The sequence below is a fragment of the Cellvibrio zantedeschiae genome, assembly GCF_014652535.1.
Lineage (GTDB): Bacteria > Pseudomonadota > Gammaproteobacteria > Pseudomonadales > Cellvibrionaceae > Cellvibrio > Cellvibrio zantedeschiae.
In genome coordinates this window covers 199,397-223,722 of the sequence record NZ_BMYZ01000001.1, presented here as the reverse complement: position 1 = coordinate 223,722, position 24,326 = coordinate 199,397, and the positions used below count along the sequence as shown (strand labels likewise).

Sequence of the window (24,326 nt, the reverse complement as noted above, 5' to 3'; positions counted from 1 at the left end):
ATCTTTGTCCCTATTTTTTGTTTGATTCGTCTGATTCGTCTGATTCGTCTGATTCGCCAAAAATAATCAACACAGCTGCCAGCGTGCTTGCAAAGCCATACACCAAATTAAGAATAAACTTTCCCCAAAAAAGTTCGCTTTGCACGCCTAAAACATAAACATCGCCACTCTTTCCGCGAATAGCTCCAGTTGTCAACGCATTCACGTCCAAACTTAAAAAATAAATCACCAAGGGTAATATTAAGACAACAATAAATACTTTAGCCCAGATATTTCCTTTCATAGTTGTATTCCCGGCATTATGAATAACACTAACATCTTATTGAGGAAGCAACCCATCCAAGCCTTGCTCGCGTAAATAGCCATGAATTTCGTCTTTATCTTTTGTGCTAGCGTCTTCGTACCAAATTGGTTTTTCTTCTGGCAGACCTGTTACGTAGGGCATATAGCTAGTGGCCGAAAAGCCTGAGATAAAATACGGATTTGAAATCGGATCAGTGAATACTTTCTCTGGCGCAACTATTTTAAATCCGCGCTTATTGAGTTCATCAATCACACCCACTATGCAATAAGCCGCCAAATCATTTTCATGCAGCAAAAGCACCTGGCGCGGACTGAAACCCAGCATCATATGGGCCTTGGCATCATAATGAGTTACGGCCTTAACAATCATATTCACATAGGCTTTTTCCAAAGCGCGAATATCAACTGTGCGGCCACTACCAATGCGCAACTGATAGAGATGATTCATGTATTCATCGTGCACGCGCGTAGTAACGTAGGTAGGTAGATAATTGTGCTCAGCTAAAAAATTCTCTAATTGGGATAATATTTCCGGGTCGCTATTGCCATACAGATAGGGAAAATTTACATGCTTATGATAGTTAGCAAAAGACTCCAGGATACCGTTAGCTTTCATAATATCTATGGGGTAGCCGAAGCTTTTTTGACGGTGCACCACTGAAAAATTATGACCTGCGTTTACCAAAAGCTGTCCGGTCTCATCATAAAAATCCAAACGATCTATAGTATTGGCGTTAACCCGTTTGGTTTTGATTAAAAACATGGCTTGCTTTACATCTGCACGTGCCATATTTCTAATAAGCATTTTGCTGCGGGCTGTACCGTCGAGGCTGGTTGATGGGCCAAGAGTATCGGTAAAGGCCAGCACAACTTCCTGCGCCTGTGTCGCAGCGGAAAAAAATGCAGCCAGCATTAACACTGTAACTCTTGTGAATGATTTTATTTGAAATAAATTCATAAGTTTCCCCAGCACAGCTTTCATCGCATCTAATTAAAAAAACCGCGCATTGCGCGGTTTTATCCAAATTTAATCACCTGCTTTTTTCATGTAGTAATCATGCAAAATATACCAGGATTTTTTCTTAATTCCTTTGTCAGAAAGCAAGCCTTTACGATTCCAGAAATCCTGCACCGCGGGCAAGGGGCGACGCGGCGAACGAAAATCTTTTAAAATCCATGGTGAAAGTCCACGTAAGAAGCTCATATTATCAATCATAGCGAGATTATTATTGTAGACATCGGCTTGATACTCTTCTGTCCAACGCTGTGCTTTGTCCCCATGCAGGCCTTGTAAAGCATCGGCACCAAACTCACTCATGATGACAGGTTTGCGATACCGCGATACCCACTTCAAACTTGCACAGCTTCCCGGTGTGGCAGCATACCAACCGCAATAGCTATTCACACCAATCACATCAACAATGGATGACAAAGGATCATCAATAGCTTTAACACCATTCTCATCGCTTTGGGTATCAAGCGCCGCCGTAATCAAGCGGGTAGAATCAAGTTCACGAGCCTTTTGCGCCAACTGGCCAATAAATTTCAAACGTGCAGGAGAATTAGGTGTTTCGTTTGCCATTGACCACATAATAATTGATGCACGGTTTTTATCGCGTGAAATCATTTCTTCCAGCTGATTTTCAGCTTTGCTGTATACCGTAGGATTATTAAATAATACTGTCCAGTAGACCGGAATTTCCGACCATACTAATAAACCCATTTGATCGGCCATACGCACCATGGATTCGCTGTGGGGGTAATGCGCCAAGCGCACAAAATTACAACCCAATTCTTTTGCCCATGTCAGCAAAATACGGGCATCTTCTTCACTCCATGCGCGGCCAGCATGTAGAGGCGACTCCTCGTGAATACTAATACCGCGCAAGAAAACTGATTTTCCATTGAGCAAAATATTTTCGCCTTGCACCTGAATGCTGCGGAAACCGATTTTATCGTGCACAACGTCTTGCATGTAATGCAAATCAACCGTGTAAAGTTTTGGCGACTCCGGGCTCCACAAAATAGGCTTGGTCGCGATTTCGAATTTAGCTTCACCATTCTTATTTAGCGGAATTTTTTGCGAGATATTTAACTCGGGAATTCGCAATTCTACTTTTTGGGCATCGGCATTTTCTTTAGAAAAATTCTCAACTTTCACCCAGCCTTCCAACACTCCTTCTTCCGTCTTGCTTAGCTGAACAAAGTAATCCTGGATATGGGCTTTAGGATATTGCAATACCTTTACCGAACGTGTGATGCCACCATAATTCCACCAATCAGTATTAACCGTTGGGATTTGGTCGCGCTCGCGGTGATTATCAACCTTTACCACCAGCGAATTCACGCCCGATTTCACCTGTTCTGAAATATCAAATTGAAAAGGTGTGAAGCCACCTTCGTGCACGTCCACTTTTTTACCGTTTAAATAAACAGTTGCGTGGTAATTAACAGCACCGAAATAAATGGCATATTTTTGGTCAGTTTTTTTGCCTATATCAAAATCGCGGTGATACCAAATAGTACCCTCGTACAAAAACAGTTTTTCGTCTTGGGTATTCCAGTCGCCGGGCACATTCAGCTTTGGTGAGCGCGCGAAATCATATTCCACCAAATCACTGGGGTTCGCCGGTTTCGCATTTTTAAAATAACCTTTATCAGATTCTTCGTAGCGGTGGTTGTAGTAACCATTTTCATAGGGATCAATAATAGTATCCCAGCGTCCATCCAAAATGATGGCGTTGCGAGAATCGGGGTTTTGAATGGCGATGTCGGCGATGGCATTAGTAAGAGCAACGCATGCTCCCAATAGAAATGCGGTAAGCTTTAGATAGCGCATGTTGTCACCTGAGTAATTGCTACTTGGAGAATGTTTTCCATGTGTTATGCAATAGCTCAACAGCATCTTTAACACTGTGCCGATTGCAAACAACACTTTAGATAATTTTTATACTAAGGATGTGAACGCGAAAACTGTTGCAGACTTGATAGGCGCTGGCCAAGATAGCGGCAGCCAGCATGCGAAACGACCAATTCAACGCTCATCTCCCTAAGCGAGCGATACTAACACTCCTGTAACTGAATTGCGCCTCCTTCAATTAAATCTTGTAACTATTATTGTATTTTTTAGTAAATCACTTTCCGTGCACCTGGCGACGTATTTTTGATAAACCGGATTTAATCCATTCCAATAAATCATCCGGGTACAGGGGCTTTGAAAAGTAAAAGCCCTGCACCTGATCCACACCTAAATCAACCAAAATGCGGTAGTCCTCCAGTGTTTCCACACCTTCAGCAACCGTAATTAATTTTAAATTTTTAGCGAGATCAACAGTGCTAGCCAAAATAGTGCCCTGCTGCGGGCGAGTGGCAACTTGATGAATCAGGGAGCGATCTATTTTCAATTCGGTCGCCGGCACGCGCGACAATTGTTGCGCATTGGCGAAGCCAGTACCGTAATCGTCAATTGCAATATTGAAGCCTTTCAAACGCAAACGAGCCAGGGTGCGAATTGCACAAGCCAGTTCGCCAAGCAAAGCGTTCTCCGTAACTTCCAGGGTGATTTCGTCAGGAGGTATTGAATATTCTTGCGCCAAATCCGCCAGCCAATCTGACAAACCTGCATCAGCCAAAGATAGGGGTGATAAATTAAATGCGATATGAAAACGCAAACCCATTTGTTGCCAGGCTTGCTTTTGTTTAAAGGCTTTTTGCAATAACTCGCGCGTGAGCGTATCAATTAACCCATGACGTTCGGCCAGGGGAATAAATACACCAGGGGAAATATTGCCTTTTTGCGGATGCTTCCAACGTGCAAGCGCTTCTACACCGCGCAAGATCAATCCTTGTACGGTGAGTTTTGGTTGATATGCGAGAGTAATATCGCCCGCATCCAGCGCGTTGCAAAAATCTATGACAGTAACTTCGCTGGGCGGCGGTGGCTCATCGGTTTGATTGTTTTTCAAATCGCGAACAAAACGCAACAAGCTGGTTTCAAGCAAATCGCGTTGTAAAGGTTTTTGAAAGGTACCGAGCACATGTAAACCATCCGCTTCGGCCATAGTGCCAACACTAGCAATTAAAATAGGATCTTTTGCGCTGAGGATGATAACGCTTTTTACACATTTTTCTTGTGCAATGCTGCGCAGCAATTCAATGCCATCCATGATGGGCATTTCGAGATCTATAAGTGCAACATCTACTTTATGTGCAAGCAAAACTTTGAGCGCATCGCGGCCATCAGTTGCGCCGTGAACATCTTGTAAACCTAATTCAGAACAAATTGCCTGCGCGTGCATCCTCTGCGTAATGCTATCGTCGGCAACCAAGATACTTAATTCATTTACCGCTGTTTTCATCTATCCCTCCAATACTGCTGGTATTTGTGTCAGGGATAAAATTTCCTTAGCCGCACCCAGGTTAATGGCTTCTTTAGGCATACCAAACACAATGCACGAAGCTTCGTCCTGTGCAATGGTTCGCGCTCCAGCTTGTCGCATTTCGAGCAAACCTCTTGCGCCGTCGTCTCCCATACCTGTCATAATAATTCCTGTTACATTGCGGCCAGCAGCGCGTGCCGCAGAACGAAATAAAACATCTACCGACGGGCAATGGCGATTAACGGCAGGCCCGCGAAATACTTTGGCAATATACTGCGCACCGGAGCGCTGTATTTCCAAATGATGACCGCCCGGCGCTATGAGTACACGACCGGGAATTAAACGATCGCCCGTTTCAGCTTCTTTAACATCCACTTCACAGACACTGTCCAAACGCTTGGCAAATGCGGCGGTAAATTTTTCTGGCATATGCTGCACCACAGCAATGCCGGGGCAAGTGCGCGACAGATTTACCAATATAGTTTCCAGTGCTTGCGTGCCACCGGTTGAAGTACCTATAACGCTAATGCGATCCGTCGTACTGGTCATGCTCACCAGATCGGCATGCACTGGCTTATGGGTAATTTCTTTTTTATTAGCTTGTGGCTCGGCTGCGCGTTTGGTTAAACGTGCCGATGCTGCACCACGAACGCTGTTCCAAAATTGTTGCTTGGCATCTAACAGAAAATCTTTAACACCCAATTGCGGCTTGGTGAAAATATCAATCGCACCGGCGGCCAAAGCCTGGAGTGAAAGCTCAGCACCTTTCTCAGCAAGTGACGAGCAAATAATCACGGGCGTAGGCCGCTCACTCATCAATTGCCGCAAAAAGGTCAGGCCATCCATGCGGGGCATTTCTATATCCAGCACTATGACATCCGGCCATTCCTGCTGCATTTTTTGCATCGCAAAAATAGGGTCAGACACGGCAGCATATACATTAATATCGGGCGCTTCGCCCAAAACTTCACGCAGCACCTGACGCACAACTGCAGAGTCATCGACGACTAAAACGTTTATGGCCATAGTGAAAAATTCTCGCAACTCATTCTATTTTTACTCGCAATAAACTTGGGCCAATTTATACGGGATAGTGTTTGATGCTTAGGTCACCCGATGACATTTCCATCACCAGCGAACGGGAGTGCCTACCACCCAGGTCAGTGCGCATTACCACTAAACCTTCATCTTGCAACCAACGCTGGGCGAACAAAATATTTTGTTTACCAATACTGTAGTTGGACGTGTTAGTAGCCATAGTGTCGCTGCCACCGTACAAACCCAACTCATATTCCCCTGCGGGCGCAAATCGCTGCATGGCCTGCTTCAGTAGCGGCAAAACCAGTTTTCCGTAGCGCCCGTCGTAACCTTTGTCGCTTAAATGGCTGGGCTGAACGGGCAACAGGTAATGGCACAAGCCGCCTATTTTCAGTGTAGGATGCCATACGCTTAATGCCACACAAGAACCTAAAACGGTATAGAGGCTCTCGTATTCATTACCAAAATACCATTCGCCCGGATGAATACTTAAGCGTGCATCCTGAGGCGTTAATTCCTTACTCATAACGGATAACTCAATTAACAAGCCTGTATATTGCTGGCTTGATAGGCGCAAATCGTTGTGTCACGCCGTGCAAACTCTCTGAATGCCCAACAAATAAAACGCCGTTGGGATTTAACACCTTGGCTATGCGTTCAAGCACTTTCTCCTTGGTGTCATTTTCAAAATAAATCAATACATTGCGCAAAAAAACCAAATCAAATTTTCCAATATCCGGAAAATCGTAATGCAAATTCAATGTAAAAAAATTAACGCGATCACGCAAATCCTGTGTAACCCGCACGAAACCATCTTGCGGGCCAATACCTTTGCGGCAAAAGCGATGTAAATAATGTTGCGGAATATTGCGAATCCTGGACTCGGGATAGACCCCTCGGCGCGCTTGCTCAATAACCGTGTTGTTTACGTCTGAACACTCCAGCTCCCAATTAGATTGGCACTTATCCGCCAGCATCATGGCAATGCTATAAGGTTCTTCACCGGTAGAAGCAGCAGCACTCCATACACGCAATTTGCTACCGTTTCTAAACATGGGGAATATAGATTGCTCCATGTAGTCGAAATGTTTTTGCTCACGAAAGAAATAGGTTTCATTGGTAGTGACAAGTTCCAACGCCACATGTAATTCCGCTTCGCCTTTTTTATCAACAATAAGCCGGTAGTAATCCTGATAGGAATTCAAATCGCATTCACGCAATCGCTTCCACAAACGATTACTCAATAGCGCTTTTTTTTGCAAAGGTAGAAAAATTCCCAACTTATCCAAAATAAGCTGCTGAAATAAATAAAACTCTTTGTCACTGGGCAGATGATTAATTGATTCCACAGTCATACTTGAAACAGCACCCATAAAACAAATAATGGTTAGCTTTCATTATTCAACCTGCGTATTGCAGGTTGACAGCCACTGACCAACCGGCTTTGATGCTCAGGCACCAAAGCCTTAAACACACTAACGCGCCAATCGGAAATAAGTCATAGCTTCTTGCAGGCGAATTGCCTGGCCACTCATTTCCTCTGCAGTGGAACTCAATTCCTCAGAGGCCGCCGCATTGTGCTGCATGGTTTGGCTTACTTGATTAATGGCCGTATTAATTTGGCCAACACCTGAGGCTTGTTCACCGGACGCTGCGGCAATTTCCTGAACCAGATCTGCTGTTCTGCGAATAGACGGCACCATATCTTCAAGAAGTTTTCCAGCCTCTTCTGCGCGCACCACTGTTTCGCGCGCGAGCGCACCAATTTCCTGGGATGCAACCTGGCTACGCTCAGCAAGCTTGCGCACTTCAGATGCAACCACTGCAAATCCGCGCCCGTGTTCGCCAGCGCGACCTGCTTCAATCGCCGCGTTCAACGCAAGCAAATTAGTTTGGTAGGCAATGTCATCAATTACACCAATTCGATCTGCAATTTTTTGCATGGCATCAACTGTAGTTGAAACTGCTTGCCCACCCGTTGCAGCATCCCGCGCTGCTTTTTGGGCCATGCCATCAGTAATGCTCGCGTTTTGATTGTTCTGCGCGATGGAAGCAGACATCTCTTCCATGGACGCTGAGGTTTCTTCAACACTTGCCGCTTGTTCAGATGCACCTTGTGCAAGCGACTGTGCCGTTGAATTAACTTCTTCAGAGGCCGACGACAAAGCATCTGCAGAGCTGCTTACCTCCGTAATAATTTGCGCAAGTTGTTCACGCATGCGCGCAACTGAAGCCAATAGCGACGTCGTATCTTTCGGTTTAAGCGCGATATCAATGGCGAGATTGCCCGCCGCTACCTGCGTAACAACATCGGCGGTATAAGCAGGCTCGCCGCCCAACAATTTAAATAAATCAAGGAAAACCAAACTCATGATGCCGATGATAAAGAGCGAGGCAATCAAACTAATAACGACCAGCTTTTTAACGGAATCGCCGTATAACTTATCGGTTTTTGCGCGCGATTCTTCAAGGTATTTTTTAAAGCTTGCGCTCATACCCGCCGACAAATCTGCCATTTGGCGAGTGGCTTCGCGATCCATACCTGTCACGAGCTTGTCAACTTTCTTACCAGATTCTGGATCTGCCGCTTTAAAAGTCGCCAGAGCTTCACGGTAATTTTTACCAAGACCTAAATGCTCTTTCTGAAAGACTTCAATTTCTGTAGACGCTTGACCAAGTTTCTTTTGCAAACTAACTGCCTTGGTCAAATGACTTTGCACCTCGGCCTCTTCTTTGTTAAACCCTTTGGTGTATCGTTCCAGTTTTTCCTCATCATTCCCGCGTAGTAAAATGTTTTTCCATTCCTGCACCTGGGATTTAAAGGCGACTGAAGCCTGCTCGATTTCAGCGGCAAGATCAGAACGCTGTTGAGTGATCTGCGCATCCTCACTGACTATGTCGTTAAATTCGCGAATCTGCACATAGGCAATAAAACCAAGGAAGAACAAACCAAGGGCGACCAGAGCACTCAGCATTAATATTTTTGTTTTCAAACTCAGGTTGCTCAACATATACCTGTCCTTTTGTTAGGCTTAATTAAAACTGACGAAGTTTTTGTCGAGGTCAGAATCCACAACACGACCCGATTTTTTAACAACAGACTGCTTTGGTTCTTTAATGGCTGGCGCTTTTTGCGATTTACCTGAGGCAGCACGTGGCTTGTGATTGCTGCCGTCATTCACCAATTTGAAAAACGTCATAGCCTCTTGCAAGCGAATAGCTTGTGAGCTCATTTCTTCTGCCGTAGAACTTAACTCTTCAGAAGCGGCTGCTGTGTGTTGCATGGTCTGGCTAACCTGCCCAATCGCGGTATTAATTTGCGTTACACCTGTTGTTTGCTCAGAAGATGCAGCAGCAATCTCTTGCACCAAATCTGCAGTTTTGCGAATTGAAGGCAGCATGTCTTGTAACAAGGTTCCAGCAAGCTCTGCGCGCTTCACGCTGGACGTTGCCAACTCGCCAATTTCCTGTGAAGCAATTTGGCTGCGCTCAGCAAGCTTGCGCACTTCCGAAGCCACCACAGCAAAACCGCGGCCATGTTCGCCTGCACGGCCTGCTTCAATCGCAGCGTTTAATGCGAGCAAATTGGTTTGATAAGCGATGTCATCAATAACGCCAATACGTTCGGCAATTTTTTGCATGGCGTGTACAGTTTCCGATACAGCTTCACCACCACTCACCGCATCGCGCGCTGATTTCTGAGCCATGCCGTCAGTTACACGGGCGTTGTCATTGTTTTGCGCAATAGACGCAGACATTTCTTCCATCGAAGCAGAAGTTTCTTCAACGCTCGCCGCTTGCTCAGATGCACCTTGGGCTAATGATTGTGCAGTCGCGTTTACTTCTTCAGAGGCAGATGCCAGCGCATTGGCCGAACTGTTAACGTCGTGAATGATATCGGTGAGTTTGGAAACCATATCCTTAATGCCCGCAAGCATACTGGTGGTATCACCATGTTTGATGTGAATATCGGTTGTTAAATCACCTACAGCGACACGACCCAGAATTTCCGATGCATAACTTGGTTCACCACCTAATTGTTTTAATAAATTGCGCGTAATAAAGAACCCGATAGCGGCAATAACAAACAAAGTAATGGATGCAATAACAATTGCTGTTAATACGGCACTCTTTTTGGTTGCCAATGCAGCATCAGCACCTTCCTGGCCCAGTTTAACGTTGTAATCCAGGTGCTCGGTAATGGCATCTATAGAGCCACCGGAAAACTCTCTGGAGATTGCACGCAGGCGATTATTTTCTTCCACATTGCCTGCACGTGAAGCAGCCAGAATTCCCGGCAACAACTCTACATATTTTTTGTACGCGGCAGATTCTTTTTCAAACATCTTTTTATCGGTGTCATCTGCAATAGTGCCTTCGTAATCTTTAAAAGCCTTATCAGCTTTTTCGATATAGGTTTTAATTTTGGTCTCAGAGGCTACTCGCTCGTCTACCGTTTTCAATTCTGCATTTTGCGAAACCGAGAGACGAATGAATAAAATATTTGTCTGCATAATGCCCAGGAATTTCATTGCCGGAACCGTATTGACGTTGGCAAAATTTGCCTTCTCAAATACGTGCTCAATTTGATACTGGGCCAAACCTGCCAACAGCAAAATGCCAATAAGTGCAGATGCTACGAGTGAAATCATTTTCTGTGCGATAGTCACGGATATACTCCAACAATATTGAAAATTTAAATACGTTTATAAGCCCGGAATGCAGTAACAGTTACTGCAACTCTGCCTCAACCAAATGCGCTAATTCACGAATCGACAAGGCGTTGTTTGCGTCCAGCAACACCACAAATTCTTCACCTTGCTTGGCAATGCCCTGAATAAACTCCGCACGAATATTGGCTCCAAAGGAGGGGGCATCTTCGATATTTTCGTCGTCCATTTCGATAACTTCGCTCACTGCATCAGCCAGCAAACCCAGCACGTGATGCTGATCGTTATTGGTTAACTCCACCACAATAATGCAGGTGCGGCGCTGAACTTCTATCGACTTGCGCCCAAGCCGTACAGCCAAATCGATAACCGGCACCACTTCACCACGCAAATTTATGACACCGCGTAAAAAGCTCGGCATAAGTGGCACTTCGGTAATACCGCTGTATTCAATAATTTCGCGGGTTTGTGACAACTCAAGCCCGTAATGTTCATTGCCAATACGAAACGTGAGAAATTGTTTGGAAATTTTTTCGGCAAGGTTTTTCTTTTGTTTGCTCAAACTATTCATTTTTTACTCCTGTGCGCCTGGCACTAAAGAACCTGTACGCGAATGCTCTTTATTGATGGCGAAACCAATAAGCTGCTGTACATCCAAAATTAATGCGACGGCGCCTGTTCCCAACAAACTTGAGCCACCAATACCTTTTAATGCCTGGAAAATTGGGCCCATGGGTTTCACCACGGTTTGTATCTCACCGTGTAATACATCTACAACAATACCGGCGCGCTTATCGCCAAACTGAACCACCACTAATTTTTCTCGCGATTCGTCGACTGCTTTCAACGAAAATAATTTTTGCAAACGTATATAGGGAATTTGTTCGCCGCGCAGGTTCACACAACTTTGGCCTTGCACGTGATTGAGTGAACCTAAATCAACGCATTCAAGAATGGTGTTTTGCGGAACGATAAAATCAATATTGCCTGCACCCACATGGAAGCCATCGATAATTGCCAGAGTAAGTGGTAAACGTATGGTAAATTGCGTACCCACTCCAACTTCGCTATCAATTTCAATAGCGCCCTGCAGCTCGGTGATGTTGCGCTTCACCACATCCATACCTACACCGCGACCGGAAATATTGGTGACCTTTTCAGCAGTGGATAAGCCGGGGTGGAAAATAAGTTGGTAGAGTTCGTGGCGACTTAAATGCACGCCCTCTTCAATCACACCATTGGCAATAGCTTTTTTGCGAATGCGTTCCAAATCCAAACCGCCACCGTCATCGCTAATATCTATGACGATATTGCCAGCATCGTGGCGCGCCTTAAGTGAAATAGTGCCGGCACTCGGTTTGTTGCGCGATTGGCGAACTGCGACAGGTTCAATGCCGTGATCCATTGCGTTGCGCACAATGTGCATAAGCGGATCATTTAATTTTTCCACCATGGATCTATCCAGCTCGGTTTCCGCGCCTTCAATATCCAGCTCGATTTCTTTTCCCAATTCTTTTGCAGTGTCGCGCACTACGCGCTTAAATTTCTGGAAGGTTTCTGCCATGGGCACCATACGCAAGGTAAGCGCTGCATCGCGAATTTGCTCGGTGAAATTTCCCATTGATGTAATAGCTTCCGTCAAATTGGTGTTACCCAATTTAGAAGCGAGCAAATCAACACGCTGACGATTTACCACCAACTCGCCAATTAAATTAATTAATTTATCCAGGCGCTCTGCATCAACACGAATAAAACGATTCTCTGGACCAGCGCGACGCTCCTGATTTTTCTTTTGCTTATCCAGTGCAGCATTTACTAATTCTGGGGAAACGTCTTGATCGTCAATCAGGATTTGTCCCAACAACGGGATTTGCACCTGAGCAACCGCTTGTGCTTTTTGGGTTGCTAATGCCTGTTCGAGGTCCTGATAAGTAATCACATGGCTCTTCACCAGAATTTCACCCAAGCGATGAGTGTTTTCTGGTAGGGACTTAATTAAATCTATGTAGGCACTGATATTGCTGCGCGGCGGAATAATCTGGATGTCTGAATCGTCGCGCACGAACATAAATGCGTTTTCAATTTCAGATTGGGTTGCAGAGCTTTCCAGAGTAATTTCAAAACCTAAATACAATTGTTCAGGATCGAATTCTGCCAGCTCCGGTAAATTGTCGGTCAGGGTTGCTATGTGGGTAATGGTTCCCATGGTCCCTAAAAAGCGAATAATGGAAACCGGATCCATACCATTACGCAACAAATCCGGGCCCAAGCGAACTGAGATATGCCATAAATCGCGCTCGCTTGCGACGGCTTTATCCATATTGGATGAGAGAACGGCTTGCGCTGGTGCTGCTGGTTTTGGCGGAGCTCCCAACCAGGGTGATAGTGCGTTGATCAATGCATCGCCTTTTGCAATACATTCCGCATCGTTGGCATTTTCTTGCAAAGCGTTATCAACCAAATGCGCGATATGGTCGCGACAGGGTAAAAGCACGCTAAGTAAATCGCTGCTAATACTTATTTTTTCATCGCGTGCCAAATCCAAAACGTTTTCGACTTTGTGGGTAAACGCAACAATGTCATCAAGCCCGAATAAGCCAGCGGAACCTTTTATGGTGTGCGCTGCGCGAAATACTTCATTAATAATATCCGGTGTAGTTTCACCTTCATCCATACGCAAAAGTGCAGATTCCATGGAAACCAGTAGCTCTTCTGCTTCGGCAAAAAATGTTTGCAAGGCGCTGTCGAAATTCATGTTAATTGTCCAGGGTAAAGTAAGAAGCTACATCCAGGTTTTTTAAAAGTGCATCGACATGTTCATTACTTTTGCTTACATGCACTGCCTTACCTATGGCACTGAGTTGCTTGTGCAAAAACAAAAGAAGCTGTAAACCCGCCGTATCAATTTCACTCACACTGCGAAGATCGAGCGCAACCGGGCTGGTGAAATTTTCGTAATCATCCAGAAATGTCTGCTTGGCTTGGGACACTGTATAAATCGTTAGCTCACCATCAACATTAAAGATGGTGCCTGATTTATTATTCTTGCGGGTGATGTTCATTAATTGCCATCCTTACCTTGAGCTGGCCATACGCGCCGTGATGTGCGAAGAAATTTTTACTAAATCAACATAGAAACGGTTTGTAACAATTGTTCAGGGCGGAAGGGTTTTACAATCCACGCTTTAGCACCAGCAGCCTTACCTTCTTGCTTTTTGTCATCTGCACCTTCGGTGGTAAGCATAATGACGGGTGTAAATTTGAAATTGGCTTTTTGTTTCATTTCTTTAACAAAGGTAATGCCATCCATATTGGGCATATTTACATCGGAAATAACTAAATTAATTTTTTGCTGGCCATCCAATTTGGACAACGCATCTCTGCCATCAGATGCTTCAACAACGGTATAGCCTGCTCCGCGCAATGCAATACCGACAACTTGTCTTACGCTGGCGGAATCATCCACTACCAAAATAACCTTGGACATGCCTTACTCCTAAAAAAGTGTTACGTCAGAATTATTGGGTTTATTAAAATCGTGTTTGCCATGATGTACATCCACTTGTTCAAGAGTGGTGTAAGTTTTACGTACATCCGCCAGCCAACGCTGAACATCAATGGGCTCTACATCCTGGCCAGCGTCCAATCGCTGATGATGATCATTAATAACAGCTACAAATTTTTCGATGTCGTTAGTAACGTGGCTGAGAATTTGTCCAACCCGATCTTGAAACTGCAAATTGACCAATACTTCCTCAACGCTGTGTTGAACGTGTGAGCTTTCACTTTCCAACGAGCCCGCGCATTGCATAATGCGTTCGCTTGAGTTTTGAAATTGCTTGAGAACTTCTTCGATAGACGATTCTGATTGTGTTAAACGCTGGTCATCTTGCGCGGCGTATTCAGTCGTGCGGTCCAAAGTTTTTTGCAATGCAGCATTTGCTTGCTGAATACGCTTACCAATTCGAGAACCTGTTTCGCCAGAGCGACTGGAAAGCGTGCGCACTTCATCAGCCACTACCGCAAATCCGCGCCCATATTCGCCAGCGCGTGCAGCTTCAATAGCAGCGTTCAAAGCTAACAAGTTTGTTTGCGATGCGATGCCCGCGACATCCGCACCCATGGTGCTCAACTCATTCGTAATTTCTGAAAGCCCGGAAATTTCTGTTAATAGTTCATCGCGCTGTTGAATCGCATTGCGTAAGGTTTGTACGAGCTGCCCCAACTCTACGTTGGCAAAATCGATAACACCACTAAGACCTTGTTGGCCGCTCATACCACTTGCAGTTGCTTGCGCACTTTCAACAGAAGATTGCAAACGCTGGTGAATTTCGGAAAAACGATTTACCAATTCCGTAATACTTTGTTCCATTTGGAATTTCGCCAAATCAGTTTGGCGTTGCCAGAGTGGCAATAACTCGCGAATTAATTGTTGGTAATTGCTAGTGATTTGTTTGAGCTGATGCAACTGCTCTTGCTGACGCAAGCCAGCTGCGCGCATTTGCTCTTGGTTCTGACTATTACGAATAAAAGTTTGCGCTTGCAGAAATGCAATAGCGCTACCCGCCACCACCAAAAGAAATAACACTGCTTTTATAAAAAACGAAAAAGCGCCTAAAAAAATAACAACAACAGCGAGCAGCGCTGTAACACCAAGCCCACCCAAAAGTAATAATGAAGAAGGCGCTGCAGAATCTGCATTTGCCCACTTATTGGACTGATATGAGTTTTGAGCCTGTGACCCGTTATGGGTCTGTGAATAGTTGCGAGAGTTCATAGCACTCAGTCCGTTATAAATTTACTTGCAAGAAAAGAAGCGAAAAAATGACAAATAGCAATCAGGACTCAATAGAGAGCCTTGCTTTAAACAAATTTAGGTATAGACCCCGTTTAAATGGGTGTCAAAAGAAGGGAGGGACAATCCGGCAGGAACGTCTAGGTAAAAATACTCTATCGCAGGCAGCTAATATAAAGTACTGATGCGCCATTCATGTAAGGACGAATAAGGAAGTTGGAAAAACTTTCTCCTTATTTAAAATCTGAATTAAAAAAAATTTCTATGATGTTTTAGTAACGCAAATAACGAAAGTTTAGATCTGCTTTTTAAGTAAACCTACTCAATGAAGCGGTTTTGACAAGCTATAGGTCGTTAACTAGGGTTATTCCAATAGTGCTGAAAATAAAACTCCACTTAAGGACGCGACTTACACTTCGCCTCCAGAATAAAAGCGACCTCAGTTGCTGCTTAAAAGTATAAGTATCTAAGGAGATTCTCATGTTAAACAATATGCGCGTGGCCATGCGTTTGGCCATTCTTGCAGGGACATTGATTGCACTGATGCTTGTTATCGGCATTATGGGCATATCGGGTATGCGCGATGCGAACCTGGGCATGCAAACCGTTTACAACGATCGCGTTGTACCTATGCAACAACTCAAAGACGTCATAGATGACTACGCACTTATACTGGTAGACACACCGCAAAAGTCAGCCAAAAATATCATTACGATTCAGGAAGCCCAGCGTATAACCGCCGAAATACATCCGCATGCAACCCAACTTTGGCAAGCATATTTGGCGACCGAACTGGTTGACGAAGAAGTCGCGCTTATAAAGGAAGCAACGCCCTTATTGAAAAAGGCCGACGAGCAACTCAGCAATCTGCAAAATTGGTACACCAATAAAGATACAGTTTCGATTAACAATTTTACTCAAAGCGGCATCTACCCCATTTTTGACCCGCTCAACGATGTGTTTAGCAGACTCAACAAGTTGCAGGCCAAAGTGGCTAAGCATGAGTTTGAATTATCGGTTAAACGCTACGAGCAAACCCGCCTGATTAACATCTCCATGATTCTGCTCAGCTTGTTGGTTGCAACTGTTTTAGGCTTCGCCATTACCCGCAGCTTGCTATTGCAACTGGGGGGCGAACCCAATTACACCGCCGACATTATTTCGCGCGTTGCCAATGGCGACCTAGCCGTGCGCGCACAACTGCGTAGCAAAGACCAAAGCAGTATTCTGTTTGCGATTAACCAGATGATAGTGAAGCTCTCTTCCATTATTACTGATGTTCGCTCCACTGCTGATTCTTTGTCATCTGCATCAGAGGAAGTAAGTGCGACCGCGCAGTCGCTTAGCCAGGCGGCAACAGAACAGGCGGCAAGTGTGGAAGAGACGAGCGCTTCTATGGAGGAGATTTCAGCCTCGATCAGCCAAAACAACGACAACGCAAAAATCACCGATAGCATTGCCACGCAGAGTGCCAAAGAAGCTGCCCGCGGCGGCGATGCAGTGACACATACAGTAGAAGCCATGCAAAAGATTGCGGAGAAAATCAGCGTTATCGATGACATTGCCTACCAAACCAATTTGCTTGCGCTCAACGCCGCCATTGAAGCAGGCCGCGCTGGCGAACATGGACGCGGGTTTGCGGTAGTCGCCAGCGAAGTGCGCAAGTTAGCCGGTCGCAGCCAAACTGCCGCAAAAGAAATTGGCGAGCTGGCTAATAGCTCGGTAAAACAAGCGGTGGATGCAGGTAGCCTGCTAAACGCGATGGTACCGTCAATTCGCAAAACTGCCGACCTTGTGCAAGAAATTTCAGCGGCAAGTCACGAGCAAAGTATGGGCGCAAACCAGATTACAACAGCAATTTCCCAAATCAGCATAGCTACCCAACAGAATTCAACGGCAGCGGAAGAACTCTACTCAACGGCTGAAGAACTTTCACATCAGGCCATGCAACTTCAAGAAATGATGGAGTTCTTTAAGTTGGCGCATAATCGTTAAACCGATCTACACAAGAAGGGAGTCGTCGTCCTCGCGCAACGGGGATCCAGTTTTTAAGCAACATAAAGAGCTGGAGCGCCAGCCCCGTGGATCCCCGCTGCGCGAGGATGACACCCCCTACTAAATATGAAGCTTAAACCCAAAGCTAAAACTAATTTAATACCATAAAAAAACCGCGCAGTTGCGCGGTTTTTTTATTTCGCAGAAGCGTTATCGAGGCAGCTTATGCAAGGCAAAAATGATTTTGAAAGCGGAGCTTATTGAAATAAGTGAGCATTTCCAAATCATTTTTAACGCCGCAAAAGCAACGTAGATAGCTTCTAACCCGTATTACGCATACCGGCGGCAATACCGGCCATTGTTACTTTCAATGCGCGCTCAAGATCAGGGCTAATAGACTTGCTGCTGCGGTAACGCTTCAACAACTCCGCCTGCAAGTAGTTGAGCGGATCAACATAAGGCTTACGTACTTCCAATGATTGACGTAGCAAAGGTTCGTCTTTCAACAAAATGTCTTGCTTCTTCAACTCATTGATCAACATTTCCAGCGCTTTCAAATCATCGCGCAATTGCTTGCCAAGGCCATGATATTCCGCCGGTACCAACTGCTCTTCGTAGTAAGTGCAGATTGGACCATCGGCTTTACCAATTACCATCTCCAGCAAATCAAGGAAGCTGGAGAAGAATGGCCAGTTGGTTACCATGTCTTGCAGAGTTTTGGGTTCATGCTCTAAAGCATATTCAAGCGCTTGGCGCGCACCCAACCATGCAGGCAAGTTCAAGCGAACTTGCGTCCAGGCAAATACCCAGGGAATCGCACGCAGGCTTTCTACGCCGCCGGTTGATTTACGTTTGGCCGGACGACTGCCCAAGGCCAGCAAACTCAACTCTTGTTCAGGAGTCAGACTGCGGAAATAAGGTACGAAGTGGTCGTGACCGCGAACAACGCTGCGGTAGGCTTCCAAACTGGATGCACCCATACGCTCGATCAGGTCACGCCATTCAGGTGCTGGTGCATCATGCGGTGATATGGTTGCGCGCAGGGTAGCTACTACATATGAGGACAAGCTGCTGAAAGCTACACGCGGCAAACCAAACTTGTAGCGAATCATTTCGCCCTGCTCAGTTACACGGATACGCCCAAGAATCGAGCCCGGTGGCTGCGATGCCATAGCTTTTTCTACCGGGCCACCGCCACGGCCAACGGTACCGCCACGGCCGTGGAACAGAACCAATGACACTTCATATTTTTCAGCCAGTGCAACCAACTTCTCTTGCGCCTTATATTGCGCCCAGGTTGCAGAGAACTTGCCGGCGTCTTTCGCCGAATCTGAATAACCGATCATCACGGTTTGGTCTTTCGCACTGTATTTTTGGTACCAGTCGAGACTCCACAAACGATCCATTACGATGGGCGCGCGGTCGAGGTCATCAAGGGTTTCAAACAAGGGAACAATCGGCATATCCCACGTCATGCCGCACTCTTTCAATAAGAGCGCTACCGCAAGTACGTCGGATGGCTGTTGCGCCATAGAAATAATGTAATGAGAAAGAATTTCGCGCGGCTCACTCGCAATTACGCGGCAGGTAGCCAGCACTTCAGCGGTATCATCACTTACCGGCCATTGCAGTGGCATCAGCGGACGCTTGCTGCCCAATTGTTCGAGCAGAAATGCCTGACGCTCTTCTTCTGACCATTTGGCATATTCGCCCAAGCCCAGATAAGAAACCAATTCATCGACAGCTTTAACATGACGCTCGCCGTCTTGGCGAATATCCAGCGGAACAAGGTTGATGCCGAAACAGTGGATGCGGCGGATGGTATCCATCAATGGGCCGTTGGCGATGTGCGGCAAGCCCACATCGTTCAGAGATCTGTAACAAACCATCAAAGGTTCAAGCAAATCTTCGCGGCTAACAATCAAATCTTCCGGTGTTTCTACGATGCGGCCTTGCAAGCGAGCTTCTGCCCACTCCAAGGTCGCCTGAATGCGCTTGCGCAGGGTGAACATGGCATCGCGGTAAGGCGTTGCACTTGGGTAGATCGCGCGCAGCTCGTCGCTCGCCTCACTCATACTCAAGTCGCCGCCCAAGCTGTACACATCGCGCGAGTACAACTCAGCCGCCATCCAGCGGCCAAGCAAAAGAACTTCGCGGGTAATTTTATGGGTTACGTTGGGGTTACCGTCGCGGTCGCCGCCCATCCACGAGAAGAACTTGAACGGCTGAACGTCTGTTGGCAAACCAGTGCCAAGGTGACGCTTGCTCAAACGGTCGAGGTGGCGAATAAAATCAGGCACCGCTTCCCACAAGCTGTTTTCGATAACGGCAAAGCCCCACTTGGCTTCGTCAATAGCTGTTGGGCGGGTAGTACGAATCTCATCAGTAGCCCAGATTTCTTCCACCAAACGGTGCAAGCGGCCACGCAATTTGTCTTGTTCGAACGTTAAAAGGCTGCCGTTTTGTTTGTCGGCCAAGGTATCTACGATTTGGTCGTATTTGCGAATCAGGGTGCGGCGAGTGACTTCGGTAGGATGCGCAGTAAGCACCAACTCAATGCTCAGCTCGCTGATTTTTTTTGCCAGCTCTTCTTTGCCGTATTTGTCAGAGAACTCCAGCAACATGGCCTGGAGAACATCTTCGCGCTCAGATTCAGCACTTGAGAAGTACTCCTGGTCAGCAATATTCGCCAGGTTTAGGAATTGGTTAAACGCGCGAACTATCGGCAGAATGTCAGCGTCATCCAGCTCGCCCAACAGCTTAACCAAAGGTGCAGAGTCGCCATTCTCAGTACGGGTAATAGCCTTGCCTAATTTACGAATCCCCTCGACTTTAGCAAATAGATCCTCGCCTTCATGGGCGTGAATCGTCTCACCCAAGAGCTCCCCTAGCAGGCGTACATTCTCGCGCAGGGTTTCAGGTAGCTTTAACATCGGACGTCTCTCCAAAAAAACGGGGCCAAAATCAGGGGACCAATTAAGATCAACAAACAAAGATCAATGAAATTAAATGAAGCTTCAAAATAGGGCGGCATTCTACGTCATCAGCCCCAGCTTGGGTAGAAAATACCCGCGCGCTTATTGTAAAAATGGCGAAATTTCGCGTGAACTGGCGCCCGCCAGGGCTAGCGACAAAGAATGGTCAGCAGTATTTATGCCAATGCCTGATTAGGGTGCATTCAAACTGTTGTGAAAGCGAGCAATCGTTTATCCACAGAAGCTGTGAATAAGTCTGTGAATGACATTGGAGTAACTGGTTTGGGGCCAGTCCCCTGCTGGCTTGGAGATTAACGTTTAAATAGTGTGCGAGAAAAAATCCAGCCAACGCGGTAAGCTATGACCCTCGCCCACCGCAAATAATTACTGCATTTAAATGACCATACACCTAGCTGCACGCCCTGCCGATACCTTGATCGTTTTCGATTTTGAAACCACAGGTCTGTCGCCCGACATGGGTGATCGCAGCATTGAAATTGGTGCAGTCTTAATTGAGAACGGACAAATAACGCGGCGCTTTCAACAACTCATGAATCCCGGTGTACGCATTCCACTTTTTATTGAGAATCTCACCGGCATCACCAACCGCATGGCCAGCGAAGCCCGTAAAAATGCAGAAGTAATGCAGGAGTTTTTTGAATTTATCGATGGCCACAATTTAGTTGCCCACAACGCGTCTTTTGATGAGCGCTTTTTGCGCGCAGAATTCAAACGAATTAAACGCAGTTTTAATGGCGGAATTGCTTGCAGCTTATTGGCATCGCGCAGACTTTTTCAGCAAGCGCCCAACCACCAATTAGTCACCTTGGTTGAATATAAAAATCTACCGAGCGAGGGTATTTACCACCGGGCCCTGGCAGATGCAGAAATTACTGCGCACTTGTGGTTGAGTTTATTGGAAGAATTGCAAACCCGGCATGAATTGGCAGCACCCTCCTTCGCATTTATGGCGCAGCTGTGCAAAACGCCCAAACACCAACTTCCCAAATTACTTAGCGCCGCCGCGCAGGTTTAAAGCCGCGTACTTAGCTTGCAATCATTAGACTGTGCCCCCAACAATTTGTAACGCGCCCACAGTTTCCCTTATTGGTTGAATATCACTATGATAAGACCAAACCAGACACTCATCGGTAAGCCTTCATGATTAATAATAAAATCACTTATCCGGAAATTGCATCCTACATTTTAATTGCAGGTGCTCTGCTGGTAATCCTGACCTACGGCCTCCTGGTTGCGCTTTTTGCAGGATTGTTGGTGCATTCACTAGTCCTGATTTTATCCCCCAGTTTAGATTTAGGCGTTGGCAAAGGCCGCGCGCGTATGGTTTCAGTCAGCGTGATTGGAACATTTATTATTACAGCGCTCACACTGGCCGTTTGGGGTGCAATTTCATTTTTTCAAAGTGAAGCTGGCAGCACTCATGCGCTACTGCAAAAAATGGCCGATATAGTTGAAGCATCGCGCGCGCAATGCCCGGTATGGATTTGCAGCCACCTGCCTGATAACACCGAAGAGCTGCGCGAATTCATCGCCAACTGGATGCGCGAGCATTCACAATACGCACAATCTATTAGTACCCATGCAGGCCACACCTTAGTTCGTATTTTATTGGGGATGATTATTGGTGCGATGATTTCCCTACACATGGTTAATCAATTACCCAGCGCGCCGCTCGCCGCCGCACTGCTTGATAGAATAAAAACCTTAAGTCGCGCTTTTAAGAAAGTTGTATTTGCGCAAGTGCGTATTTCAGCTGTGAATACTTTTTTTACGGGGCTTTATGTTCTCGTGGTTTTACCGCTGCTGGATATCCATTTACCCATGGCAAAAAGTTTGGTGGTAATCACCTTTGTGGCGGGTCTATTGCCAATTGTCGGCAATCTTATTTCCAACACTATTCTTGTGATAGTCGCACTGCCTTTTGGTATTCCGGTCGCAGCGAGCTCACTCGTTTTCTTAATTGTGTTGCACAAGCTGGAATATTTTCTCAACGCCAAAATTATCGGCACGCAAATTCAAGCCAAGGCTTGGGAGCTGTTAATCGCAATGCTGGTAATGGAATCTATATTCGGGATTGCAGGCGTAGTAGCGGCACCCATTTTCTACGCCTATTTAAAGCAGGAATTAATTAATCGTCACTTGATTTGATTTAAGCAGCATTCAGCATTTTGGTAGGGACCTAAGGTCCAACTTTAGTTTTCCGCAAATCCCTGCTTTTTATAAACGGTTCCGTACCGCCTTGCCTCCGCACATCACCTAACAAAAAACACGATCCGGCCCCTTCTCGGGGCCGTAAACTTCTCAAATCAAGGTTTGGATGTGTCAGCTGGTTTGCTTGCTGCCGAACTTTGTGAAGACTCCGTTTTGCAAGCTGTCTTTCCATCCGCAGAACCTTCTTTTGCATCAACACAGGCTGCCGCAGAAGACGACTCAGCCAAGCGATCATTTTTGATATTGCTCTTGGTTTTTATTTTTTGATCGGCAAATACTAAATGTGAAGCTACGAAAATCACAACCAATAATGCAACGCGAAAAGGACTGAGATGCATACCATTAACTCCCTGATTAATTATTAAAAGATGATGCGGAAGAACTATGCTGAGTCTGCCCAAGGCAATTTCAGGCGTCAAAAATAATTTGAATCAAATCCAGCCAAGTGTGATCAAGCTCACAAAAATTGCCGGTTCCCTTAGGTCATTTAAGCTAGACAACGCACAGACCCTAATCCTTGCCACAGAAATAATGCTAAGCCTGATTAATCATCGTTTCAGGAGTAACTTATGCAACGCTCAGCCAATGCCGAATGGATCGGAAACCTCAAACAAGGTAAAGGAAAAATCTCTACCCAAAGCGGCGCTCTGCGCGACGCACAATATGGTTTTAATACGCGATTTGAAGATGGCCCTGGCACCAATCCGGAAGAATTGATTGGCGCCGCCCACGCAGGCTGCTTCAGTATGGCGCTTTCGCTTGCCTTAACCGAAGCAGGTTTGACTGTGGATACAATTAAAACCACAGCAACCATTACGCTGGAAAAACAGGAATCCGGATTTACCATCACCGCATCCCATTTGGATTTAACCGCAAAAATTCCTGGTGCCGATAACACCAAATTTTTGGAGATTGCCAACAAGGCAAAAGAAGGTTGCCCCGTTTCAAAATTGTTAAACGCAAAGATTACGCTGGATGCAAAATTGGAAAGCTAACTTTTTACGCAGTCTTTTTACTCAGGTAATGCTTTGTTAGCACCAAGCTGCTCTATCAAAAATTCAATGAATTTTTTTACCCTGATTGGCATATGGCGATCTTTGGAATAGAGCAGCGAAAATGGCCTAAAGCTACCTTTGTAGTGCGGCAAAATTTCCACTAGCTCACCGCGATTGAGACGCTCCTGCACACAAAAATCGTAAGTCTGCATAAGGCCCCCGCCGTGGCGAGCAAGGCTTACTGCACCCAGAATATCTTCTGAAAAACAGACAGTTCCACTCGTTAATTTATCGATCTCTCGACCATCAGTCCTATATAACCATGGAATCGGCTGCCCTGTACTCGGCAATTGAAATTGGATGCAGTTGTGTTTATCCAGATCATCCAGCGTTTCCGGAATGCCTGCTTTGGCAAGATAAGCAGGCGCAGCCACGGTAACTAATTTCGCATCTTCAAGGTGGCGCGCAATCAGGCTGGAATCGGGAATGTTGCGCCCTCTAATGGCCAAATCAAATTGGCCAGTGAGATCAACATTTTGGTTGCTGAGCTGAACTTCCAAGCGCACATCCGGATAGAGCTCATTAAAAGCAGGAATCAACGGCAAGATACGAAAATGCCCAAAAGGAGTCGGGATGCTGATACGCACCACGCCCGATGGTGACAATTGATTCCCCGCCAATTCACGCTCTGCATCCGCCAACTGACCAAGCACTTCCTTGCAGCGCTGAAAATATAAATAACCTGCATCCGTAAGGCTGACGCGGCGCGTAGTGCGGGCAAATAAAGTCACCCCCAAACGCGCTTCGAGCCGGGCAATACTGCGGCTGACGGCTGCAGGCGTAACCCCGGCAACAACAGCAGCACCTGAGAAGCTACCCTGCTCCGCGCAGAGGCAAAATAATTCGATAGACCCCAGCATTACCTCGTTAAAGACGCGAGTCAT

At 46.1% G+C, this 24,326-nt stretch carries 22 protein-coding genes; 5 read left to right on the top strand and 17 right to left on the bottom strand.

Going from position 1 to position 24,326, the window contains the following annotated elements; genetic code table 11:
- Positions 1-10: 10 nt before the first annotated feature.
- The 14 genes from IE104_RS01060 to IE104_RS19215 all read right to left on the bottom strand — a co-directional run bounded on the left by IE104_RS01060 (position 11) and on the right by IE104_RS19215 (position 14,666).
- Positions 11-283, bottom strand: a complete 273-nt coding sequence (locus tag IE104_RS01060; RefSeq protein WP_189415242.1) for a hypothetical protein — start codon at positions 281-283, stop codon at positions 11-13.
- A gap of 36 nt (positions 284-319) precedes the next feature.
- Complete coding sequence (locus tag IE104_RS01055) at positions 320-1,261, bottom strand: polysaccharide deacetylase family protein (RefSeq protein WP_189415240.1); 942 nt, start codon at positions 1,259-1,261, stop codon at positions 320-322.
- A gap of 69 nt (positions 1,262-1,330) precedes the next feature.
- On the bottom strand, positions 1,331-3,142 hold the full coding sequence (locus tag IE104_RS01050) for a glycoside hydrolase family 2 protein (RefSeq protein ID WP_189415238.1): 1,812 nt from the start codon (positions 3,140-3,142) through the stop codon (positions 1,331-1,333).
- 295 nt (positions 3,143-3,437) lie between these two features.
- Complete coding sequence (locus IE104_RS01045) at positions 3,438-4,661, bottom strand: EAL domain-containing response regulator (RefSeq protein WP_189415236.1); 1,224 nt, start codon at positions 4,659-4,661, stop codon at positions 3,438-3,440.
- On the bottom strand, positions 4,662-5,708 hold the full coding sequence (locus tag IE104_RS01040) for a protein-glutamate methylesterase/protein-glutamine glutaminase (protein WP_189415234.1): 1,047 nt from the start codon (positions 5,706-5,708) through the stop codon (positions 4,662-4,664).
- Positions 5,709-5,763: 55 nt separating this feature from the next.
- Complete coding sequence (locus IE104_RS01035) at positions 5,764-6,246, bottom strand: chemotaxis protein CheD (protein ID WP_189415232.1); 483 nt, start codon at positions 6,244-6,246, stop codon at positions 5,764-5,766.
- A gap of 10 nt (positions 6,247-6,256) precedes the next feature.
- Positions 6,257-7,075 (bottom strand): CheR family methyltransferase, encoded by an 819-nt coding sequence (locus tag IE104_RS01030; protein ID WP_189415230.1) that lies wholly within the window; start codon positions 7,073-7,075, stop codon positions 6,257-6,259.
- Between the two features lie 120 nt (positions 7,076-7,195).
- Entirely contained in the window at positions 7,196-8,731 is a 1,536-nt protein-coding gene (locus IE104_RS01025) for a methyl-accepting chemotaxis protein (RefSeq protein ID WP_189415229.1), read from the bottom strand.
- A gap of 21 nt (positions 8,732-8,752) precedes the next feature.
- Positions 8,753-10,390, bottom strand: coding sequence for a methyl-accepting chemotaxis protein (locus tag IE104_RS01020; RefSeq protein ID WP_229837559.1), 1,638 nt, complete (start codon positions 10,388-10,390; stop codon positions 8,753-8,755).
- Between the two features lie 61 nt (positions 10,391-10,451).
- The gene (locus tag IE104_RS01015; protein ID WP_189415227.1) at positions 10,452-10,961 is read right to left on the bottom strand and encodes a chemotaxis protein CheW; all 510 of its coding nucleotides are present in this window, start codon (positions 10,959-10,961) and stop codon (positions 10,452-10,454) included.
- Between the two features lie 3 nt (positions 10,962-10,964).
- Positions 10,965-13,145 carry a chemotaxis protein CheA gene (locus IE104_RS01010; protein ID WP_189415225.1) on the bottom strand — a complete coding sequence of 727 codons (2,181 nt, stop codon included), beginning with the start codon at positions 13,143-13,145 and terminating at the stop codon, positions 10,965-10,967.
- Position 13,146: 1 nt separating this feature from the next.
- Complete coding sequence (locus tag IE104_RS01005; protein WP_189415223.1) at positions 13,147-13,452, bottom strand: STAS domain-containing protein; 306 nt, start codon at positions 13,450-13,452, stop codon at positions 13,147-13,149.
- 59 nt (positions 13,453-13,511) lie between these two features.
- On the bottom strand, positions 13,512-13,877 hold the full coding sequence (locus tag IE104_RS01000) for a response regulator (RefSeq protein ID WP_189415221.1): 366 nt from the start codon (positions 13,875-13,877) through the stop codon (positions 13,512-13,514).
- Positions 13,878-13,886: 9 nt separating this feature from the next.
- Positions 13,887-14,666, bottom strand: coding sequence for a methyl-accepting chemotaxis protein (locus IE104_RS19215; RefSeq protein WP_444542198.1), 780 nt, complete (start codon positions 14,664-14,666; stop codon positions 13,887-13,889).
- Between the two features lie 999 nt (positions 14,667-15,665).
- Between IE104_RS19215 and IE104_RS00990 the strand changes: the two genes are divergently transcribed.
- The gene (locus tag IE104_RS00990; protein ID WP_189415217.1) at positions 15,666-17,180 is read left to right on the top strand and encodes a methyl-accepting chemotaxis protein; all 1,515 of its coding nucleotides are present in this window, start codon (positions 15,666-15,668) and stop codon (positions 17,178-17,180) included.
- Positions 17,181-17,500: 320 nt separating this feature from the next.
- Here the strand turns inward: IE104_RS00990 and ppc are convergent, their stop codons facing one another.
- On the bottom strand, positions 17,501-20,113 hold the full coding sequence (gene ppc / locus IE104_RS00985; RefSeq protein WP_189415215.1) for a phosphoenolpyruvate carboxylase: 2,613 nt from the start codon (positions 20,111-20,113) through the stop codon (positions 17,501-17,503).
- Positions 20,114-20,189: 76 nt separating this feature from the next.
- Between ppc and IE104_RS00980 the strand changes: the two genes are divergently transcribed.
- From IE104_RS00980 to IE104_RS00970, 3 genes are all read left to right on the top strand, one after another.
- Positions 20,190-20,351 (top strand): hypothetical protein, encoded by a 162-nt coding sequence (locus tag IE104_RS00980; RefSeq protein ID WP_189415213.1) that lies wholly within the window; start codon positions 20,190-20,192, stop codon positions 20,349-20,351.
- Between the two features lie 201 nt (positions 20,352-20,552).
- Positions 20,553-21,191: a 3'-5' exonuclease gene (locus tag IE104_RS00975; RefSeq protein WP_189415211.1), complete on the top strand. Its 639-nt coding sequence runs from the start codon at positions 20,553-20,555 to the stop codon at positions 21,189-21,191.
- A gap of 125 nt (positions 21,192-21,316) precedes the next feature.
- Positions 21,317-22,324 carry an AI-2E family transporter gene (locus IE104_RS00970; protein ID WP_189415209.1) on the top strand — a complete coding sequence of 336 codons (1,008 nt, stop codon included), beginning with the start codon at positions 21,317-21,319 and terminating at the stop codon, positions 22,322-22,324.
- Positions 22,325-22,482: 158 nt separating this feature from the next.
- Here IE104_RS00970 and IE104_RS00965 read toward each other — a convergent pair whose 3' ends face one another.
- Positions 22,483-22,725 carry a hypothetical protein gene (locus IE104_RS00965; RefSeq protein WP_189415207.1) on the bottom strand — a complete coding sequence of 81 codons (243 nt, stop codon included), beginning with the start codon at positions 22,723-22,725 and terminating at the stop codon, positions 22,483-22,485.
- Positions 22,726-22,956: 231 nt separating this feature from the next.
- Between IE104_RS00965 and IE104_RS00960 the strand changes: the two genes are divergently transcribed.
- Positions 22,957-23,382, top strand: a complete 426-nt coding sequence (locus tag IE104_RS00960; RefSeq protein ID WP_189415205.1) for an OsmC family protein — start codon at positions 22,957-22,959, stop codon at positions 23,380-23,382.
- A gap of 17 nt (positions 23,383-23,399) precedes the next feature.
- On the opposite strand, the gene IE104_RS00955 is transcribed toward IE104_RS00960, so the two are convergent.
- On the bottom strand, positions 23,400-24,326 hold the full coding sequence (locus tag IE104_RS00955) for a LysR family transcriptional regulator (RefSeq protein WP_189415203.1): 927 nt from the start codon (positions 24,324-24,326) through the stop codon (positions 23,400-23,402).

What these genes read in the sequence shown, in the direction of transcription:
- IE104_RS01045 (WP_189415236.1), bottom strand. Translation starts at nt 4,661, where the DNA reads ATGAAAACAGCGGTAAATGAATTAAGTATCTTGGTTGCCGACGATAGC.
- IE104_RS00980 (WP_189415213.1), top strand. Translation starts at nt 20,190, where the DNA reads ATGAAGCTTCAAAATAGGGCGGCATTCTACGTCATCAGCCCCAGCTTG.
- IE104_RS01060 (WP_189415242.1), bottom strand. Translation starts at nt 283, where the DNA reads ATGAAAGGAAATATCTGGGCTAAAGTATTTATTGTTGTCTTAATATTA.
- IE104_RS01050 (WP_189415238.1), bottom strand. Translation starts at nt 3,142, where the DNA reads ATGCGCTATCTAAAGCTTACCGCATTTCTATTGGGAGCATGCGTTGCT.
- IE104_RS01030 (WP_189415230.1), bottom strand. Translation starts at nt 7,075, where the DNA reads ATGACTGTGGAATCAATTAATCATCTGCCCAGTGACAAAGAGTTTTAT.
- IE104_RS01055 (WP_189415240.1), bottom strand. Translation starts at nt 1,261, where the DNA reads ATGAATTTATTTCAAATAAAATCATTCACAAGAGTTACAGTGTTAATG.
- IE104_RS01005 (WP_189415223.1), bottom strand. Translation starts at nt 13,452, where the DNA reads ATGAACATCACCCGCAAGAATAATAAATCAGGCACCATCTTTAATGTT.
- IE104_RS00960 (WP_189415205.1), top strand. Translation starts at nt 22,957, where the DNA reads ATGCAACGCTCAGCCAATGCCGAATGGATCGGAAACCTCAAACAAGGT.
- IE104_RS01035 (WP_189415232.1), bottom strand. Translation starts at nt 6,246, where the DNA reads ATGAGTAAGGAATTAACGCCTCAGGATGCACGCTTAAGTATTCATCCG.
- IE104_RS01010 (WP_189415225.1), bottom strand. Translation starts at nt 13,145, where the DNA reads ATGAATTTCGACAGCGCCTTGCAAACATTTTTTGCCGAAGCAGAAGAG.
- IE104_RS01000 (WP_189415221.1), bottom strand. Translation starts at nt 13,877, where the DNA reads ATGTCCAAGGTTATTTTGGTAGTGGATGATTCCGCCAGCGTAAGACAA.
- IE104_RS01025 (WP_189415229.1), bottom strand. Translation starts at nt 8,731, where the DNA reads ATGTTGAGCAACCTGAGTTTGAAAACAAAAATATTAATGCTGAGTGCT.
- IE104_RS00990 (WP_189415217.1), top strand. Translation starts at nt 15,666, where the DNA reads ATGTTAAACAATATGCGCGTGGCCATGCGTTTGGCCATTCTTGCAGGG.
- IE104_RS00975 (WP_189415211.1), top strand. Translation starts at nt 20,553, where the DNA reads ATGACCATACACCTAGCTGCACGCCCTGCCGATACCTTGATCGTTTTC.
- IE104_RS00955 (WP_189415203.1), bottom strand. Translation starts at nt 24,326, where the DNA reads ATGACTCGCGTCTTTAACGAGGTAATGCTGGGGTCTATCGAATTATTT.
- IE104_RS01040 (WP_189415234.1), bottom strand. Translation starts at nt 5,708, where the DNA reads ATGGCCATAAACGTTTTAGTCGTCGATGACTCTGCAGTTGTGCGTCAG.
- ppc (WP_189415215.1), bottom strand. Translation starts at nt 20,113, where the DNA reads ATGTTAAAGCTACCTGAAACCCTGCGCGAGAATGTACGCCTGCTAGGG.
- IE104_RS19215 (WP_444542198.1), bottom strand. Translation starts at nt 14,666, where the DNA reads ATGAGCGGCCAACAAGGTCTTAGTGGTGTTATCGATTTTGCCAACGTA.
- IE104_RS01015 (WP_189415227.1), bottom strand. Translation starts at nt 10,961, where the DNA reads ATGAATAGTTTGAGCAAACAAAAGAAAAACCTTGCCGAAAAAATTTCC.
- IE104_RS00970 (WP_189415209.1), top strand. Translation starts at nt 21,317, where the DNA reads ATGATTAATAATAAAATCACTTATCCGGAAATTGCATCCTACATTTTA.
- IE104_RS00965 (WP_189415207.1), bottom strand. Translation starts at nt 22,725, where the DNA reads ATGCATCTCAGTCCTTTTCGCGTTGCATTATTGGTTGTGATTTTCGTA.